Raw genomic sequence first — 16,710 nt, 5'->3', positions numbered from 1 at the left:
AGCATGACCCTCGACAAAGCCCGCGCTATCCTCGCCTCCCCCTCCACCCACGACGACGCCGAGATCCGCGACGCCGCGCGCCTGGTGATGGAACAGGGCACTCCTGAGGAAATCCGCCACGCGCGCCATTTTCGTTCTTTCGGCCAGCGCCATGGCGTTTCTGACAGCAGGGATGGGGCAGCATGATGCGGACCTTACGTGTCCTTATCGGTTGCGAAACCTCCGGCATCGCAAGGCGTGCCTTTGATGCGCTTGGACATGATGTCTGGTCGTGTGACATCGAACCAGCCGAAGACGGTAGCAATCGCCACATTCGCTGCGACATCCGCGACGGCATACTGAACGACGGCTGGGACCTCCTGTGCGTCATGCACCCGCCATGCACTCGGCTTTGCAGATCCGGACGTCGATGGATGTCAGGCCCCGGCAAATGGACGCACCCCAAGAAACTTCCGCAAGGACGAACGCTCGCCGACATGCGCGAAGAGTTCGAACTTGGAGTGAGCATTTTCACCACATGCTGGGCCGCCCCGATCCCTCGGCGCGCCATAGAGAACCCGGAGATGAATGACTTGGCGAAAGATCGGATGCCTCCAGACCTACCCGCACCTCAGATCGTACAGCCCTTCTGGTTTGGCGAACCGGCCTACAAAGCAACAGGATGGTTTCTGCACGGGCTTCCCGAGCTGAACGCGACAAACCTACTGGCCGAGCCAGATCGCGGCAGCGACGAATGGAAAAAGTGGAATCGAATACACCGGATGCCAAACACTCCGGAACGCGCTCGCCTGCGAAGCCGATCCTTTCCCGGCATGATGGCCGCCGCTGCGACGCAGTGGGGCGGCGCGGCACTGGCACAGGTGAGCGTGGCATGAGCAAACGGACCCGCACCAGCGGCATGAAGCCCCGCGCCCGCATCCCTCAGGACCGCTACTTGACCTTCGATCAGCGCGCCACGCCACCTCTGAGACACTTCATCAGTCCGGCCATTGTGTTCTGGGAACCATGCGCCGGTGCCTATGACCTCGCCGCGCAGATCGAGGCCATGGGCCCACGCTGCGTAGTAGCATCAGACATCACGCCGGGCGACGAGCGAGTCTTTCGCGTCGACGCCTTGACCGTGACCCGCGAAGACCTGGACAGCACCGGCGCCACGCACATCATCAGCAACACGCCTTGGTCCAGATCGATCCTTCATCGGATGATCACCCACTTCGCCTCCATGCGGCCGACTTGGCTTCTGTTCGATGCGGATTGGTGGATGACCAAACAGGCGGCACCGTTCCTGCCGATGTGCCAGCACATTGTGGCCGTGGGCAGGCTCCGCTGGATACCTGACACCACCCAAGACGGCACCACAGATTGCGCTTGGTATCTCTTCGACGCTCGCCACAGCGACGGGCCCCGAGCACATGGGAGACTGACATGACGGCAACAAGCGCACTTCTCGCCACGCCAGCACCGAAAGAGGTTTGAGATGGCCAGGCCCTCCGCTCCATCGATGCCAACGCCCACGCAAATCAAAGACGCATGGGAAGCGGTCAAGCAGATCAACCCGGCTGCACGTATTGTTTCCGTGGGCCCCGATGGCGTCCGGTTCGATTACGGCATAGACGAAGCTGGCAACAAACGCCAAGCTGGCCCGAAGCGCTATGGTGAAAAATGACTCCTCACAACCCTTTTCCCGGCTGGTATAGTGAGACTCTGCCTTCCGGCAGCGTGCGCCATGTCGTGCGCAAGCAGGGGGACAAGCGTAAGAAAACAACGGTCCCGGTGGGTCCGGATCATCCCGACTTCCTAGAACATTACCGTGCCGCCCGCGCTGGCGAGAAATGGCACGGAGAAGCCTCGAAGCCGAAAGCGCCGCGCCATTCCCTCGACTGGCTACGCGAGAAGTACCTCGACCACCTTGCCAGAATGGTGAAGGGCGGCAACGCCAGCCCATCGACACTCAAGCAGCGGCGCAGCCTGTTGACCCGGCTATGCGACCACCTCGACGGCGACGGAGACCGATACGGCGATCTGCACCTCGACCTGCCCCAGCCCGCCCTGATCCGCGTGCGCAACGCGCGCGCAGACACGCCCGCAGAGGCTGACAACATGATGAAGGCCGCAAAGGCCATGTATCGCTTCGCAGTGGAGGCGGGAGACCTCGACGCAAACCCGGCTGACGGTATCCGCAAGATCCACAAGAGCAAGGGCGGCGCGACACCATGGAGCGCGGCAGACATGCGACAGTTTGCCAAAACGCATCAGCCAGGGACCATGCCTTTCCTCTGGCTGACGCTGGCGATGTTCACCGGCGCCCGCATCGGAGACCTGTGCTTGCTTGGCCGTCAGCATGAGGTTTCGCACAACGGCGCGGTTTGGCTGGAATGGCAACCGGGTAAAAAGGGAAGCGCGCCGGTATCTATGCCCGTTCTCCCCCCACTCCTGCGCGCGATCAAGACCATGCCTGTCGTCGGCTCGACCTACCTTCTTTCGGAGCGTGGCCAGCCGTTCAAAAACGTTGAGACACTGCGAACAAGAGTTCGTCGGTGGTGCGATGCCGCCGGACTGAAAGATCGCTCCTCGCACGGCGTCCGAAAGGGAATGGCGACGCTGTTGGCCGAGGCCGGTATCAACGACCAGCAGATCGGCGCGGTCCTCTCGCACACCGAGGTGCAAACGACGCGAATCTACACGCAATCCGCCCAACGTCGACTGCTGGCTGAGCAGGCTTTGACGGCACTTTCTGAGTTCGATTGGTAAGCGAGTGCCCCACGGCAGTTATTTCGTGGGGCACTTGGCCCGAAATACTCAATAATATCAGCGCATTATTGGATTAATGGTGCCCCCACACGGACTCGAACCGCGGACCTACTGATTACAAATCAGTTGCTCTACCAGCTGAGCTATAGGGGCACGCCGCACCGTTTAGCCAAGTTTATCTCTCTTGAAAAGGGTGAATTTCAACGATTTGCGCGGGCCAGAAAACCGACCGCCAAAAGACCGAAGAGGATCACCAAAATGGCCGCCGGAGCCGCGCCGCCAAGGTTTTCCAAAGACGCCTGTTCGTGAACGCGCGTTGCCAGTGTTTCATAGTTGAACGGGCGCAGCAAAAGGGTGGCCGGCAGCTCCTTGACGCAATCGACAAAGACCAGCAGCAGAGCCGACGCCACGGAGGCGCGCATCAACGGATAGTAAACCGACGTCAGGACTTGGCTCTGATTTCGCCCCAGAGACCGCGCGGCCAGCGGCAAATTCGGCGAAACGCGCCCCATGGCCGCGTCCGCAGCCCCCTGAGCTATCGCAAAGAATCGGACGCAATAAGCCAGAATCAAGGCGAAAGCCGTGCCCGTCATGACCAAGCCCGGGTCCCAACCCGTCGTGCTCCAGATCGCATCGGCGACGGTGTTGTCGATAGCCGCCAGCGGGATCAGGATTCCAACGCCAAGAACCGCGCCCGGAGCCGCGTAACCGATCGTAGTAACCGGCAAAAGCAGACGGGGCAGCTTTTGCCCCGACAGCCGAACTCCGTAAACGAGGAAGACCCCAGCCGCCACGGTGATGACGGCCGCCGTCCCACAAACGACCAGTGTGTTGAGCCCAGCCCGCCACAATTCCGAATCAAGCCAATTCTCGGCGTTATCGATCGCGTGGGACAGGATCACGCCGCAGGGCAGAAAGAACCCGAGCAAAAGCGGCAAAGTGCAGGCCACTGTGGCCAGCCAGCCAAAACCACCGCGCAACGGACGACGCGCCACCGGTCGATAACGTGTCGAGAGGTTGAAGAACCGCATCCGTCGTCGCGAGAGCTTTTCCAAAGTGACCAGCAAGACAACCAAGAGCAAGACAACCGAGGCAATCTGCGCCGCCCCTCCGGCATTATTGGCCTCCAACCAGACCGAGAAAATGCCCGTGGTCAGCGTTTGCACAGCGAAGTAGTCAACTGTCCCGAAATCATTAATGCTTTCCATCATCACGATGGCGACGCCGGCCGCGATGGCAGGCCGCGCGAGGGGCAAACCCACACGCCAAAACCGGGCAAAGGGACCTGCGCCCAGCGAGCGCGCGACCTCATCGGAACTGGCTGATTGCTCTCGAAACGCATTCCGTGCCAGCAGATAGACATAGGGGAACAATGCCGCCGCGAGCACGAGGATCGCAGCCCCCAGGGACCGAATCTCCGGGAACCAGTAATCCTGCGCATTGGTCCACCCGAACATCCTCCGCAACGTGGTTTGCACCGGCCCGGCATATTCGAGAAAATCCACAAGCGCGTAGGCCCCGACATAGGCCGGAATGCCCAAAGGAAGCAGCAAGAGCCACTCCAGCCAGCGCCGTCCGGGGAAATCATAGCGGGCCACAAGCCACGCGGCACCGGTTCCCACAATCGCCGCCAGAATACCGACCCCTAACATCAGCTTGGCCGTCGTCATCAGATAGCGCGGCAATGTGGTGGAAATCAGATGCGGCCAGATGTTTTCTTTCGGGAAGAGAGCGATGCCAAACACGGCGATGATCGGCGCCACAACCACCAGCGCGATCAACGCGGCCCCCACGGACCAGCGACTGGGTAGACGAAAGTTGCGTCGGCCTGTTTCAATCATTGCCATGCGCGGTCCCTTTCTGCGGTTTCGCTTTCGCAGAAAAAGCCTATAGTGGTGCCTCTGTCCAACTAAAACCCTAAGAAATCAGTTCAGATGCAGGTAATCCTTCATACAGGCGTGCATTGCACCGATGAGGATCAGATTCTCAAGTGCTTGCTGCGCAACGCCGAAGCATGGCGCCACGAGGGTGTGGCAATTCCGGGACCATCCAACTATCGGAACTTGCTGGCAGACTCGATTTCCAAGCTCAAGGGATCCGTACCGGCAGACGACGTCCGCGAGGTTCTGCTGGATGCCATCCTGAGCGAAGACCCGAGCAAAATTGATCGTCTTGTTCTGTCCAACGAGAATTTCTTTTCGGTGCCGAAACTGGCGTTCCAAAATCAGGTTCTTTATCGCTGGGCTGAGCAGAGGCTGGAAACCTTTTCGCACATTTTCGCCCGTGACGAGTTGGAGATTTACATGGGTTTGCGGGATCCCGCGACCTTTTTGCCGGCGACCTTTGCGGCCACGCCCCACGCAACGTTCGAGAGCTTCATGAACGGCGTGGACCCGATGCAGATGCGGTGGTCCAGCCTTGTGCACCGGATACGTGATCGGTTGCCGCATGTGCCCATCACTCTCTGGTGCAACGAGGACACGCCGCTGATCTGGGGCCAGATCATCCGCGAAATGGCCGGAATCGATATCACGCGACGCATCGCTGGGGCCTTTGACGTGTTCAGCAAGATTATCGACCGAGAAGGGATGCGACGCTTCCGCGCCTTCATAGCTGAGAACCCGGACATCAACGAGCGACAGAAGCGCAAGGTTATGGCTGCATTCCTCGACAAATATGCCAAGGACGAGGAGATCGAAGAGTCCGTGGACCTGCCCGGTTGGGATGCTGTCTATGTGGATATGCTGACCGAACTGTACGAGGAAGATCTCGAGAAAATCGGGCGGATGCCGGGCGTTACCCTGATCACGCCTTGACGACACGGGGCCATACGCACGGGTGCGAAGGTCAGGACCGCAATGCCGGAGGATCGACCGTATCCGCGTCTCAAGCATTTCAAAGGCTCATTGCGCGCGAACCGTTTTGATTAAACCTTTAGAGGCGGCCAGCCTTTGAGATGCTCGCCGCAACAAAGTACACCCAATCGGACAGACCGGGTTGAGCCCCTTGATCACCGACTGTATCGGGAAGCCACGGATGAATGAGGGCAGCATGAACACCAAATTGCAACTTGCGGTGGGCAGCCTGATCATTGGGGCTGTGGTGCTCGCGCTAAAGACGCTGGCGTGGTGGCTGACCGGGTCCGTGGCGCTGTTGTCTGACGCGCTGGAAAGCACCGTCAATCTCGGCACGGCTTTTGCCGCTTTGGTTGCTGTGCAGGTGGCTGCGATCCCGGCGGATTCGCAGCATCCCTTCGGCCATCACAAGGCGGAATATTTCAGCGCCGTGCTGGAAGGCGTGATGATCTGCGTCGCTGCGCTGTTCATTCTGAACGAGGCTTGGGAGGGCCTGCAGGCCCCGACCGTATTGGAGGCCCCTCTTGAGGGGCTGGCGGTCAACGGCTTTGCCACCGCGCTGAACGGGCTGTGGGCCTTTGTGCTGGTGCGTCGCGGGCGCGCGCTGAAGTCGCCTGCGCTGGTGGCGGATGGCAAACACCTTTGGACCGATGTCGTGACCTCTGCCGGGGTGGCAGTGGGGGTTCTTCTGGCACTGATGACCGGCTGGTGGCTGCTCGATCCGCTGATGGCGATGCTGGTTGCCGCGAACATCCTGTGGTCCGGCTGGCGGGTGATGAGCTCATCGCTGAGTGGCTTGCTGGACGAGTCGGTGCCGGAGAACGAGCTGGTCCGCATCCGTGAGGTCATCGCCGAAAATGCCGACGGCGCGGTGGAGGCACATGATCTGCGAACCCGCCACGCGGGCTCAGCGACCTTCGTCGAATTTCACCTTGTCGTTCCGGGAGAGATGACGGTGTTCGACGCCCACGAAATTTGCGACCGCGTCGAACAAGCGATGCACGACGCCGTGCCCGAAAGCCGCGTTACGATCCATGTTGAGCCAGAGCACAAGTCAAAGCACCAAGGAATTGTCGTGCTCGATTAAGCAGCCCGCTTGGGGTGTCGCGGTACTGACCGCACATCCCAAGCCCGAAACGCCGCTTAGTCGTCGAAGCTGAACGGGGCCAAGCTGTCGAGCGTGTCTTTAAGCGCCTGACCCCAGCCCTGTGAAATCGATTGAAAGTAAGGCGCATCGCCCTCCACGCGGCCGACCACGCCGGTTTTCAGGCTGTCAGTCGTGTAGCAATGGTAATCCACAGGCATACCCACGGTCAGGTTTGCCTTGATCGTGGAGTCAAAGCTGACAAGAAGCAACTTCATTGCCTCCTCGAAAGACATGTCCGGGTCATAGGCCCGCACCAGGATCGGGCGGCCGTACTTGATCTCGCCCGTCTGAAAGAACGGCGTATCTTCAGAGGCTTCGATAAAGTTGCCCTCGGGGTATATCAGGAAAAGGCGCGGCGGATTATCCCCGATCTGACCACCCAGCAGAAGCGTCGCGTTGAAGGCAGTGTCGGCCCGCTGACCAGAGTTCGCCTGGCGGTCGATCACGTCGCGCAGGGTTTCCCCCACAAGACGCGCGGCCTGAAACATCGACGGCACCGCCAGCAAAGACGGAGCCCGCTCCGAAGGCGCCTTCAGCCTTTCATCCAATTCGGACACGACGGCCTGTGTGGTGGCGAGGTTACCAGCGCTCATCAACGTGATGCAGCGCTCCCCCTCCTCTTCCCAAATCGACATCTTGCGAAAGGTCGAGATGTTGTCGAGGCCCGCGTTCGTCCGGGTGTCTGACATGAACACCAGTCCGCGGTTCAGCATCATTCCGACGCAATAGGTCATTTTGCTCCACTCCTGCTCAGCAGAAAGGGTTTAGGACCATGTCGAGCCAGCAATCAAGTGCGATATCGTCGCAATTCAACACAGGCATGGTGCATTCTTATAAAATGGTGGCACCGTGGCTGGACGGCGCATGACGCGCGCCCTCCCCCGGTCTATTGGGATTGGCTTTGCGATTGTGACTGGCGGGCGACCTCTATGGCGACGGACAGGGTCTCCGTATCGCCGCCGGACCGCAGACCGTTGACAGGCGCGGCCTCGGCATAATCCAGACCCACAGCCACGCGCACATAGCGTTCATCCGGACACATTTCGTTGGCAGGATCAAAGCCGACCCAGCCAAGATCGGGCACATGAACCTCGGCCCAGGCGTGCATGGCCTGCTGCTGTGTGCGGTCATCCATCATCAGGTAGCCGGAAACGTAGCGTGCGGCCAGACCGGCCTCGCGGGCGCAGGCGATCATCACATGCGCATGATCCTGGCACACCCCTCGCCCGGCAGCCAGCGCCTCCTCGGCGGACCAATCGCTCTCGGAGCTGCCGGTCTCATAGACGACCGATTTGGCGATAGCTGGCATCAACGCATGGCATCTGCCCAGTTCGTTGCCCGCATCGACGGATTTCAGCAACGCCTTGATCGCGGGCCCGGCCTTGGTGCGCTCGGTCACGCGCTTGTACAGCCACAAGGGCACCGGCCCCGTGTGACGCCCGATCACGCCGTTGGATTCGCTCAACTCCACCTCGCCCTCGCAATGCACGGCCAGTTCGGTGCAGTCGCGCTCAAAGGTGATGAGATCCACGCAGTTGCCGTGCTGATCCTCGTAAGACACCTCGTGCACCGCCCCTTCGAGCGTCATTTTCCACTCCGTGACCTCCTGCGCGCGACGCGACCGAGGCCGCAGACGCAGCTGCTGCATTCCAGACGAAACCGGCGCATCAAAGCTGTAGCGCGTGGTGTGAGATATTTTGAGGCGCATGGGATCACTCATAGAATCGATAGTCGATTTCAATTTGATGCCCGATGGCGGCGATATCGCCGAGCACCTTCTGGATGTATTCATGCAGACCGTAGTCGAACACATCGTCGATGGACATGCGCATAAAACGCTGTTGCAGGTCTTCGGCCATCTGGGTGCTTTGCAGCCGAACTCCGTAGTCGGATTCGAGATAGTTCATATTGCCGAGGATCTTGGACGTGCAGAACGCGAGGCTGCGCGGCATCCGGCGGTCCAGCGTCAGGAATGTCGCAATCCCCCTCGGCTCCAACTGCGCGCCATAGGCCATGCGAAACCCGCCCCGGCCAGACACAGACCGCAGCAGGATTTCCCATTGCACGTTGTCGATGGACGACCCGACAGAGGCCACAGTCGGCAAAAGCACGTAGTACTTCACATCAATGATCCGCGCCGTGTTGTCGGCCCGCTCAAGGAATGTCCCGATCCGGGCGAAGTCATACACATCGTTGCGCAACATGGTGCCGTGCGTGGCCCCGCGCACCATACCCGCCCGCTGCCGCAGCATGCGCAGCACCTTTGGCATGTCGCGGTCCGGCACCTTGCGCGCCAGCGAATCCTTGGCGACCATGTAGGCGGCGTTGGTGGCTTCCCAGACTTCTGTGGTCAGTCCGGTCCGCACCATCCGCGCATTCTGCCGCGCCTGGCTGATGCAGGACATGACCGATCCGGGGTTGTCCTTTGATCGCAGCAACCAATCGACCGCATGGTCACGGTTCACTTCGTCATAAAACGTTTCGTAAGCGTCGAGAGAGCCGGAGGTCTGGAGCACAGAGCGCCATTCATCCTCTGATGATCCAAGCCGTGTGAGTGCGATACGCTGACCGGTTTCGATCAGTCGCGCGATGTTCTCTGCCCGCTCAAGTGCGCGGTACATCCAGAACAGTCCGTTTGCAGTTTTTCCGAGCATCAGTCTTCCAGCACCCAGGTGTCCTTGGTCCCCCCGCCCTGCGAGGAGTTCACCACCAGCGAGCCCTTCTTGAGCGCCACGCGCGTCAGGCCTCCGGGGGTGATGTTGATGCCCTGCGGGCTGCACAGCACATAAGGCCGCAAGTCCACGTGACGTGGGCTTAGCCCTGCCTTGGTAAAGATCGGCACCGTAGACAGCGCAAGCGTCGGCTGGGCGATGTAGTTGGACGGACGGGCTTTCAACTTCCTGCGGAAAAGCGCGAGATCCTTCTTGGTCGCCGTGGGACCGATCAACATGCCGTAGCCGCCGGATCCGTGCACCTCTTTGACCACCAGCTCTTCGAGGTTGTCGAGCACATAGGCCAGCGCCTCAGGCTCGGCACAGCGCCAGGTCGGCACGTTTTCCAGGAGAGGCTTCTCTCCGGTGTAGAATTCAACGATCTCAGGCATATAGCTGTAGATCGCCTTGTCATCACAGATCCCCGTTCCTGGCGCATTGGCGATGGTGAGCCGTCCGGAGCGATAGACATCCATGATGCCGGGCACGCCCAGACCGCTTTCGGGGTTGAAGTTCAGCGGATCGAGGAAATCGTCGTCGATCCGGCGGTACACCACATCGATGGCCTTGTAGCCTTGGGTGGTTCGCATGCACAGCTTGCCATCCATGACCCGCAGATCGTTGCCCTCGACCAGTTCCACACCCATCTGATCGGCCAGAAACGAGTGTTCAAAATAGGCGGAGTTGAAAATGCCCGGCGTCATCACAGCGACGGTCGGGCGATCCCCGGCAGAAGCAGGGGCGCAGGCCGCCAGCGATTTCAGCAGATCCGTGGGGTAGGTCTGCACCGGCTGCACGCGGTTGGTGCTGAAGAGTTCGGGGAACATCTGCAGCATCGTCTCGCGGTTTTCGAGCATATAGCTGACGCCGGACGGTGTGCGACCGTTGTCTTCGAGCACGTAGAATTCGTCAGGCCCGGTGCGCACAAGGTCAATGCCGACGATATGGGTGTAGATGCGCCCCGGTGGGGTCACCCCGATCATCTTCGGTTCAAAGGCTTCGTTGCGCGATATCATTTCTTCGGGGATGCGCCCGGCTTTGACGATTTCCTGGCCGTGGTAAATGTCGTGCAAAAAGGCGTTGATCGCCCGCACCCGCTGTTCAATCCCCTTGGACAGACGCTGCCATTCACGCCCCGAGATAATCCGTGGAATAAGATCGAACGGGATCAATCGCTCCTCCGCCTCGGCGCGGCCGTAGACGTTGAAGGTGATGCCGGTCAGGCGAAACAGCTCTTCCGCCTCTCGTTGTTTTGCACGCAGTTCCTTGGGGTTTTCCCCCTCGAACCAGTTGTTGAACGTTTCATAGGGACGGCGAATACCATCGCCCATTCCGTTCATTTCATCGAAGATTGGCGTATCGCCCATCAAGCCCCCGCTCTGCCGACCCGTCACTTTGGAGTGTCGCTTTTACTCGTATGCTTTGACGCTAGTTGGCAGCTGCTCTCGGATCAATGCGAGACATTGCAAATTCATAACAAAGAGGTAAAATGCTTAAAAAAAAGGCACCCGATACGGGTGCCCTGCTCGCAAGTGCTTGGCTTTGACGGGCAATAAAAAAGCACGCCCCCAAGTGATCGAAATAAGTGCCGTCAGGCCATGCCCAGCGCGGCCTTGTACATTTCCAACACCGCTTCTTCTTCGGCGATGTCGTCAGCGTCGCGCTTGCGAAGAGAGATCACCTTGCGCATGACCTTGGTGTCGTAGCCGCGGCCTTTGGCCTCTGCCATGACTTCCTTGATCTGCTCTGCGACCTCTTTCTTCTCTTCTTCCAGCCGTTCGACGCGTTCGATGAACTGGGTCAGCTCGCCTGCGGCGACACCATAGCTGTCACTGGGGGTATCCTGCATATCTTGCCTCCTGCGGGTTTCCGGATCGGATACAGCCGTGCGGGGCGCGCATCAAGGGGTTGCGCGCCTGCATAGGCTGCTTTACGCGAAGCCTCGTTTCAAACGCATCACGGACGGGAGGGTGGCACCATGGAATGGATTGTCTGGATCGGGGCGGCGCTGTCCCTAATCGGCCTCATCGGTCTGCTGATGAGCATCGTAAAGGTCTGGCGCGCCCGCAGTGGGCAGCTTAGCGATGACGAAATCCGCGAAACCGTGCGCCGCGCCATGCCGCTCAACCTCGGGTCGCTGTTCTTGTCGACCATCGGCCTGATGATGGTGATCGTGGGCATCTTCCTGATCTGAAGCGCGGTCAGGTCGGCGTTCCTGGTCTACTTGCTCAAGAACGTCCGACCGTATTTGATCCGCTCTGCCCAGGATGGGTCAGGCCTCCAGAACTCATGATCCGGGTGGTCCAGCCGCTCAAGCAGCTTCATCACCTTCAACATGCCCCATTGACCCGCGGCCATCATCGGCCCGCCTCTCACCCGCGGGAAATCCAGCGCCAGGATCGCCACCGCGTCAATATCCGACGCTTTATGTACCATCCCCTCGCTGACCATGCGCGCGCCGGCGTTGGCCATGGCCCCCACCAGCAGCATGACCAGGGTCTCCGGCGCGATCTTCTGCGCCCTGCGCTGGCCGTTCAACAAGCGTCTCATGCCACCGGCAGGCTGCGCGCCGTCATCGGTCCAGTCATAGAACCCCTGCCCTGAGACCCAGCCAAAGCGATCGATCTCCACCAGCAACGCAGACCAGTTCTCCGCCCCTTCTGCGCGAGGCGCCCTGGCCCATTCCTCAAGCCCGCTCATATCGCGAGAACGGAACGGCGCCCGCGTCCAGCCCCAGGCCTCAACGGCGGTATCGACCTCATAGGGGTCCGCGCCAAGGTCCAGCAGCGCATCCGCTGCGCGATGCATCGCCGCCGCAAGCGTTCCGGCGACACTCTCCCCGGCGGAGCGTACATGCACAGGCACCTTGTGCATCCGTTCCGCCAGCGCCAATCCATAGGCCACCTGCTCGTCCGTACCGCTCGGGCCCTGAACGATCTCGACCAACCGCGTGGAAAACACCGGTGGCGCAAAGCGCAGGCCAAGCTCGTCCACCTGCGCCGATGTGGCAGAGGCGCGCACAACACCGCGCGGTGCCGGCATATCGAATGGGTCACGCGCTGCGTCAATAATCACGTCTGTGCCGCCCATCATCTCGGCAGCGTCGCCCCAATGCAGCAGCTTCAACCGCGCCTGGCTTTGCTCTGGTGACAGACCGCCGCCCTTCACCCCGGCAGCAAGGACGTCGCGCAATTGCTCGACCCCGTCTTGCAGCATGTCCGGCGACCGCGCCCCCCAGTTCACGCCGATCCCGGCGTTCAACGCAGACACCGCGATCTGCATCGCCAGTGTCCCCTGCCCCAGAACAGCGATCCGATTGACCGCCGGCTGCACCGTCCCCTTGGGCAAGGCAAAGCGGCGGGCAAGCCGTTCGGCGGTAAAGGCATGGCGCAATGCCCGCGCCGCGTCAGAGGCAAGGCACAGCACAAAGGCGTCCTCCTCCATCGCGATGCCGGTCTCGAAAGGCAGAAGCGGCGCGGCCTCGACCAGATGCAGGACCTGCGCCGCTGCGCTCTCCTCGTCGGTCAGTTTCGCACGGCGCGTGGCAATGGCGTTGCCGTGGGCGCGATAATCGGCGAAGCCGTCGCGCAGATCGCGGGTACGCCGCGGCCCGTGCCCGGTCGCCTGCAGCCTTTGGGCATACGTCAGCGCACCAGCCCGCAGATCGCCCGTACAGGTCTCATCCACCAACGCCAGCCCCGGTCCGCGCGTCATGGGCCAGGTCGCCCCCGAGATCATCATGTCCAAGGCCAGCGCCGTCCCAGCCAGGCGCGGCAGGCGCTGCGTCGCCCCGGCAGAGGGCGTCAGCCCCATGCGCACCTCAGGCAGACTGGCCCGCGCGCCGTCCAGCGCCAGCCGGTAGTGCGCCGCCAAAGCCAGTTCCAGACCCCCCCCGTAAACCGTGCCATGCAGCGCCGCGACCACGGGTTTAGGGCAGTCTTCGACCTTGGCGCATACATCCCGAAGGAAAGGCGCACGCAGCCCGCTTTCGTATTCTGTCAGATTTGCACCCGCGGGAAACGTCGGCCCCGTTCCCATCAGCACAATGGTCTGCACCTGCTCATCCGCCTCGGCCCGCGCAAGAGCCTCCACCAGACTGACCCGCACCGCATGAGACAGCGCATTCACCGGCGGATTATCAACGCTGAGGATGGCCACACCCTCATGCACCGAATAATGGAGACCTTCTTCCATATGCCTATCGCGCACCGCCTAAGCTGACGCACCCTTTATGCCCGAGTGACGCAGTTTTGCGCCATTTTATAGGTCAGTAGTATCCCAACCAGACAGGGAGGCAATTTTTTTGCCAGCTATTATGCTGATTTAACCCGAATATCTGGCTTCCGGGCCACGTTTTTCAGATCGGCATATTGTCGAAACGGTCTTCGACAAGGTCTTCTTCCGCAGCAGAAAGCCTGTGTCGCGCCCAAGCTGGCACCGGCGCACGTTTCATATCAAGCTGGCGCACCGTCTGCGCCAGATGGTCCAGCGCTTCGATCCGCTGCGCCCCTTGGGCGTCGCGCAGTTCCAAGTTCAAAGCCGCGAGCCGTTCATTCAAGGCCTCGGTCATATCGCATGCTCCTCGTTTTCGTCGGTACGCGAGAAACTTCACGTCGAACCCGCTGGCCGATAAGCGTTAGCGCTCCAAAATGGCTCACCCGTGCCAGCACGGCCTCACTGTCGCGCTCGATCTGCACGTCGTCCAAACTGGAGGGGCAGCCAAGGCCAGCATCGCTCCGGGCCCGTCACTCTGCCGTCAAAGTAGGGCGATCTGCCGAGACGTTTTGTTTTCCCGAATGCTATGGCATGGGGTGCGGCCTCTCCATGTGTCCACAATCAACACAGGACCGAACAAATCGCACCTTGACGCACGTCAACGACACCCCAAGACTTGAAACATATTCTGTTTTGTATATATGAATGACCGAAACGAGGAGTTATCGCCATGACACCTGAAGTCACAGCCTTTTTTGACGACGCCACCAACACCATTTCCTATGTCGTGCGCGATCCGAACGGGACCGCCTGCGCCGTGATCGACAGCGTTCTGGATTTCGACTATCCGTCCGGCCGCACGGACACGCGGTCTGCCGACCAGATCGTCGCCTTCATCAAGGACAAGGGCTTCGAATGCCAATGGCTGCTTGAAAGCCATGTGCACGCCGACCACCTGTCCGCCGCGCCCTACATCCAGCAACAAGTGGGCGGCAAAATCGGCATCGGCGACAACATCAAGATCGTGCAGGACACCTTTGGCAAGGTCTTCAACGAAGGCACGGAGTTTCAGCGCGACGGCTCTCAATTCGATGAGCTGTTCGTCGAAGGCGACAGCGTTCACATCGGCCAGATGCGGGTCGACGTGCTGCATACGCCGGGCCACACGCCCGCCTGCCTGACCTATATCATTGGCGACGCGGCCTTTGTTGGCGACACGCTCTTCATGCCGGACTTTGGCACGGCGCGCTGTGACTTCCCCGGCGGATCTTCGGAGACCTTGTATGACTCCGTGCAAAAGATCCTCGCCCTGCCGGATGACACCCGGATCTTCGTTGGTCACGACTACAAGGCCCCGGGCCGCGACGTCTACGCCTGGGAAACCACCGTCGGTGAGCAAAAGGCGGCGAACATTCACGTTGGCCATGGCGCCTCGAAGGACGACTTCGTTGCCATGCGCGACACCCGCGATGCCACGCTCGCCATGCCAAGGCTGATCATCCCTTCGCTGCAGGTGAACATGCGCGCAGGTCAGATGCCGGAACCGGACGACAAGGGCGACGTGTTCCTGAAGGTGCCGGTGAACAAACTGTGACGGACGTGTACCCGTTTTAAAACAGGCGCACGAGCCTCCCCCAATGCGAACCGCGTTTCGCAAAAATCAGGAAAATTGAAACATGCCAATGGATTGGATCTGGGGCTTGATCGGCGGCTTGCTGATCGGAACAGGTGGTGCGGTTTACCTGCTCGGCAATGGCAAGATCATGGGTGCAAGCGGCATCATCGGCGGGCTGGTTGACGGCTCTGGCCGCGCCACAGCGCTCGAACGCACGCTGTTCCTGCTGGGCGTCGCCCTCATGCCCGCTGTGCTCATGCCGTTTTTCCAAGGCGTGACAACCAACATCACTGACGATTACCTCGTGCTGGTGGCCGCCGGCCTGCTGGTGGGCGTGGGCACGCGGCTTGCCAATGGATGCACCTCCGGCCACGGGGTCTGCGGCATGTCGCGCCTGTCGATCCGGGGCTTCGTTGCCACCGGGATCTATATCGTTGCAGGCGGTCTGGGTGTCGTCATCTTCCGCCATATCCTTGGAGTGATCTGATATGCTGCGCCACATCATCGCATTGATCGCAGGCGGGTTATTTGGATCCGGCCTCTTCCTCTCAGGCATGACAAACACCGCGAAAGTTCAGGGCTGGCTGGATGTTTTCGGCGACTGGGACCCGACGCTGGCCTTTGTCATGGGGGGCGCAATGATCCCGATGGCTCTGGCGTGGCTGGTGCGCAACCGACGCGTCACGGCACTGACCGGCGCCCCGCTGCCGCCGCCCGCCTCGTCCGAAATTGACCGCAAACTTGTCGTCGGTTCCGTTCTGTTCGGAATGGGCTGGGGGCTGGCCGGCCTGTGCCCCGGGCCGACCATCGCCGCGCTGTCTTACGGCGGGCCGGGTCTGTATGTCTTTCTGGCAGCAATGCTGACCGGGATGCTTGTGGCCCCCTCCTTGCGCGCGCGGCTGGACAGAGCCGTTCCAGCGGAATAAGCCAGTGCCATGACCCCGAGAAAACTCACCGATACCTATAGCGTGTCGCCGCAAATCTCTCCTGAGGATGCGGCGGCCATTCGCGAGGCAGGTTTCGTCATGGTGCTGTGCAACCGCCCGGACGAAGAAAACCCCGCCCCGCTTCAGGCCGAGGCGATGCGCCAGGCCATAGAAGCCGAGGGGCTGCGCTTTGACGTGCTGCCCCTGACCCACCAGACCATGAACGCCGAGAACATCCTGCGCCAGCAAGAGATCGTTGCCAATGCAGGCGGGCCGGTTCTGGCCTATTGTGCCTCTGGAACGCGGTGCACCGTGATCTGGGCTTTGGGCAATGCCAAGTCGCAAGGCCCAGACCAAGTGATCGAAACGGCCCGCGAGGCCGGTTACGACATCGCCGGTCTGCGTCCAACGCTTGAGGCTCTTGCGCAAGCGTGATGGCCTTCGATCCAAAGTAAAAGCCCGCGACGCAGCCGTTGCGGGCTTTTGCGCA

General features: G+C 60.8%; 20 protein-coding genes and 1 tRNA gene. 12 read left to right on the top strand and 9 right to left on the bottom strand.

From position 1 onward, the window contains the following. Window positions 1-3 precede the first annotated feature (3 nt). The 5 genes from GGQ68_RS12030 (at window position 4) to GGQ68_RS12010 (ending at window position 2,751) form a co-directional block, all read left to right on the top strand. The gene (locus GGQ68_RS12030) at window positions 4-186 is read left to right on the top strand and encodes a hypothetical protein (RefSeq protein ID WP_183966293.1); all 183 of its coding nucleotides are present in this window, start codon (window positions 4-6) and stop codon (window positions 184-186) included. 227 nt (window positions 187-413) lie between these two features. Then, on the top strand, window positions 414-875 hold the full coding sequence (locus GGQ68_RS12025) for a hypothetical protein (protein ID WP_425502973.1): 462 nt from the start codon (window positions 414-416) through the stop codon (window positions 873-875). Continuing rightward, window positions 872-1,429: a class I SAM-dependent methyltransferase gene (locus GGQ68_RS12020; RefSeq protein WP_221235573.1), complete on the top strand. Its 558-nt coding sequence runs from the start codon at window positions 872-874 to the stop codon at window positions 1,427-1,429. The genes GGQ68_RS12025 and GGQ68_RS12020 overlap by 4 nt, the downstream gene beginning before the upstream one ends. A gap of 48 nt (window positions 1,430-1,477) precedes the next feature. Beyond that, on the top strand, window positions 1,478-1,666 hold the full coding sequence (locus tag GGQ68_RS12015) for a hypothetical protein (RefSeq protein WP_183966291.1): 189 nt from the start codon (window positions 1,478-1,480) through the stop codon (window positions 1,664-1,666). Further along, window positions 1,663-2,751 (top strand): tyrosine-type recombinase/integrase, encoded by a 1,089-nt coding sequence (locus tag GGQ68_RS12010; protein ID WP_183966290.1) that lies wholly within the window; start codon window positions 1,663-1,665, stop codon window positions 2,749-2,751. Before GGQ68_RS12015 ends, GGQ68_RS12010 begins: the two co-directional genes overlap by 4 nt. 77 nt (window positions 2,752-2,828) lie before the next feature. Here the strand turns inward: GGQ68_RS12010 and GGQ68_RS12005 are convergent. Together GGQ68_RS12005 and GGQ68_RS12000 are read right to left on the bottom strand one after the other, a co-directional pair. Further along, window positions 2,829-2,904 (bottom strand) — tRNA-Thr (locus GGQ68_RS12005). Between the two features lie 47 nt (window positions 2,905-2,951). Further along, complete coding sequence (locus GGQ68_RS12000) at window positions 2,952-4,598, bottom strand: ABC transporter permease (protein WP_183966288.1); 1,647 nt, start codon at window positions 4,596-4,598, stop codon at window positions 2,952-2,954. A gap of 87 nt (window positions 4,599-4,685) precedes the next feature. Between GGQ68_RS12000 and GGQ68_RS11995 the strand changes: the two genes are divergently transcribed. Together GGQ68_RS11995 and GGQ68_RS11990 are read left to right on the top strand one after the other, a co-directional pair. Next, entirely contained in the window at window positions 4,686-5,567 is an 882-nt protein-coding gene (locus GGQ68_RS11995; RefSeq protein WP_183966286.1) for a hypothetical protein, read from the top strand. A 235-nt stretch (window positions 5,568-5,802) separates the two neighbouring features. Further along, window positions 5,803-6,693: a cation diffusion facilitator family transporter gene (locus tag GGQ68_RS11990; RefSeq protein ID WP_281374794.1), complete on the top strand. Its 891-nt coding sequence runs from the start codon at window positions 5,803-5,805 to the stop codon at window positions 6,691-6,693. A gap of 56 nt (window positions 6,694-6,749) precedes the next feature. Here GGQ68_RS11990 and GGQ68_RS11985 read toward each other — a convergent pair whose 3' ends face one another. From GGQ68_RS11985 to GGQ68_RS11965, 5 genes are all read right to left on the bottom strand, one after another. Continuing rightward, window positions 6,750-7,487, bottom strand: coding sequence for a proteasome-type protease (locus GGQ68_RS11985; protein WP_183966282.1), 738 nt, complete (start codon window positions 7,485-7,487; stop codon window positions 6,750-6,752). A 152-nt stretch (window positions 7,488-7,639) separates the two neighbouring features. Next, the gene (locus GGQ68_RS11980; RefSeq protein WP_183966280.1) at window positions 7,640-8,461 is read right to left on the bottom strand and encodes a transglutaminase family protein; all 822 of its coding nucleotides are present in this window, start codon (window positions 8,459-8,461) and stop codon (window positions 7,640-7,642) included. Between the two features lie 4 nt (window positions 8,462-8,465). Then, window positions 8,466-9,407: an alpha-E domain-containing protein gene (locus GGQ68_RS11975; protein ID WP_183966278.1), complete on the bottom strand. Its 942-nt coding sequence runs from the start codon at window positions 9,405-9,407 to the stop codon at window positions 8,466-8,468. Next, window positions 9,407-10,831 carry a circularly permuted type 2 ATP-grasp protein gene (locus GGQ68_RS11970; protein ID WP_183966276.1) on the bottom strand — a complete coding sequence of 475 codons (1,425 nt, stop codon included), beginning with the start codon at window positions 10,829-10,831 and terminating at the stop codon, window positions 9,407-9,409. Before GGQ68_RS11970 ends, GGQ68_RS11975 begins: the two co-directional genes overlap by 1 nt. Window positions 10,832-11,055: 224 nt before the next feature. After that, window positions 11,056-11,313 (bottom strand): DUF2312 domain-containing protein, encoded by a 258-nt coding sequence (locus tag GGQ68_RS11965; protein WP_183966274.1) that lies wholly within the window; start codon window positions 11,311-11,313, stop codon window positions 11,056-11,058. 129 nt (window positions 11,314-11,442) lie between these two features. On the opposite strand from GGQ68_RS11965, the gene GGQ68_RS11960 reads away from it, so the two are divergent. After that, window positions 11,443-11,658: a hypothetical protein gene (locus tag GGQ68_RS11960; protein WP_183966272.1), complete on the top strand. Its 216-nt coding sequence runs from the start codon at window positions 11,443-11,445 to the stop codon at window positions 11,656-11,658. Window positions 11,659-11,684: 26 nt separating this feature from the next. Here the strand turns inward: GGQ68_RS11960 and GGQ68_RS11955 are convergent, their stop codons facing one another. Both GGQ68_RS11955 and GGQ68_RS11950 read right to left on the bottom strand, forming a co-directional pair. Next, on the bottom strand, window positions 11,685-13,658 hold the full coding sequence (locus GGQ68_RS11955; RefSeq protein ID WP_183966270.1) for an enoyl-CoA hydratase-related protein: 1,974 nt from the start codon (window positions 13,656-13,658) through the stop codon (window positions 11,685-11,687). Between the two features lie 163 nt (window positions 13,659-13,821). Next, window positions 13,822-14,034, bottom strand: a complete 213-nt coding sequence (locus tag GGQ68_RS11950; RefSeq protein ID WP_183966268.1) for a hypothetical protein — start codon at window positions 14,032-14,034, stop codon at window positions 13,822-13,824. 375 nt (window positions 14,035-14,409) lie between these two features. Between GGQ68_RS11950 and GGQ68_RS11945 the strand changes: the two genes are divergently transcribed. The 4 genes from GGQ68_RS11945 (at window position 14,410) to GGQ68_RS11930 (ending at window position 16,655) form a co-directional block, all read left to right on the top strand. Further along, entirely contained in the window at window positions 14,410-15,273 is an 864-nt protein-coding gene (locus GGQ68_RS11945) for an MBL fold metallo-hydrolase (protein ID WP_183966266.1), read from the top strand. A gap of 82 nt (window positions 15,274-15,355) precedes the next feature. Then, window positions 15,356-15,781 carry a YeeE/YedE family protein gene (locus GGQ68_RS11940; RefSeq protein ID WP_183966264.1) on the top strand — a complete coding sequence of 142 codons (426 nt, stop codon included), beginning with the start codon at window positions 15,356-15,358 and terminating at the stop codon, window positions 15,779-15,781. A gap of 1 nt (window position 15,782) precedes the next feature. Then, a complete protein-coding gene (locus GGQ68_RS11935; RefSeq protein WP_183966262.1) occupies window positions 15,783-16,220 on the top strand; it encodes a DUF6691 family protein in 438 nt (145 codons plus the stop codon). A gap of 9 nt (window positions 16,221-16,229) precedes the next feature. Continuing rightward, complete coding sequence (locus GGQ68_RS11930; RefSeq protein ID WP_183966260.1) at window positions 16,230-16,655, top strand: protein tyrosine phosphatase family protein; 426 nt, start codon at window positions 16,230-16,232, stop codon at window positions 16,653-16,655. Window positions 16,656-16,710: the final 55 nt, after the last annotated feature.

Source organism: Sagittula marina (assembly GCF_014196795.1).
Lineage (GTDB): Bacteria > Pseudomonadota > Alphaproteobacteria > Rhodobacterales > Rhodobacteraceae > Sagittula > Sagittula marina.
Note: the sequence above shows the minus strand (reverse complement) of the source record. Positions and strands in the feature narration are given on the sequence as shown.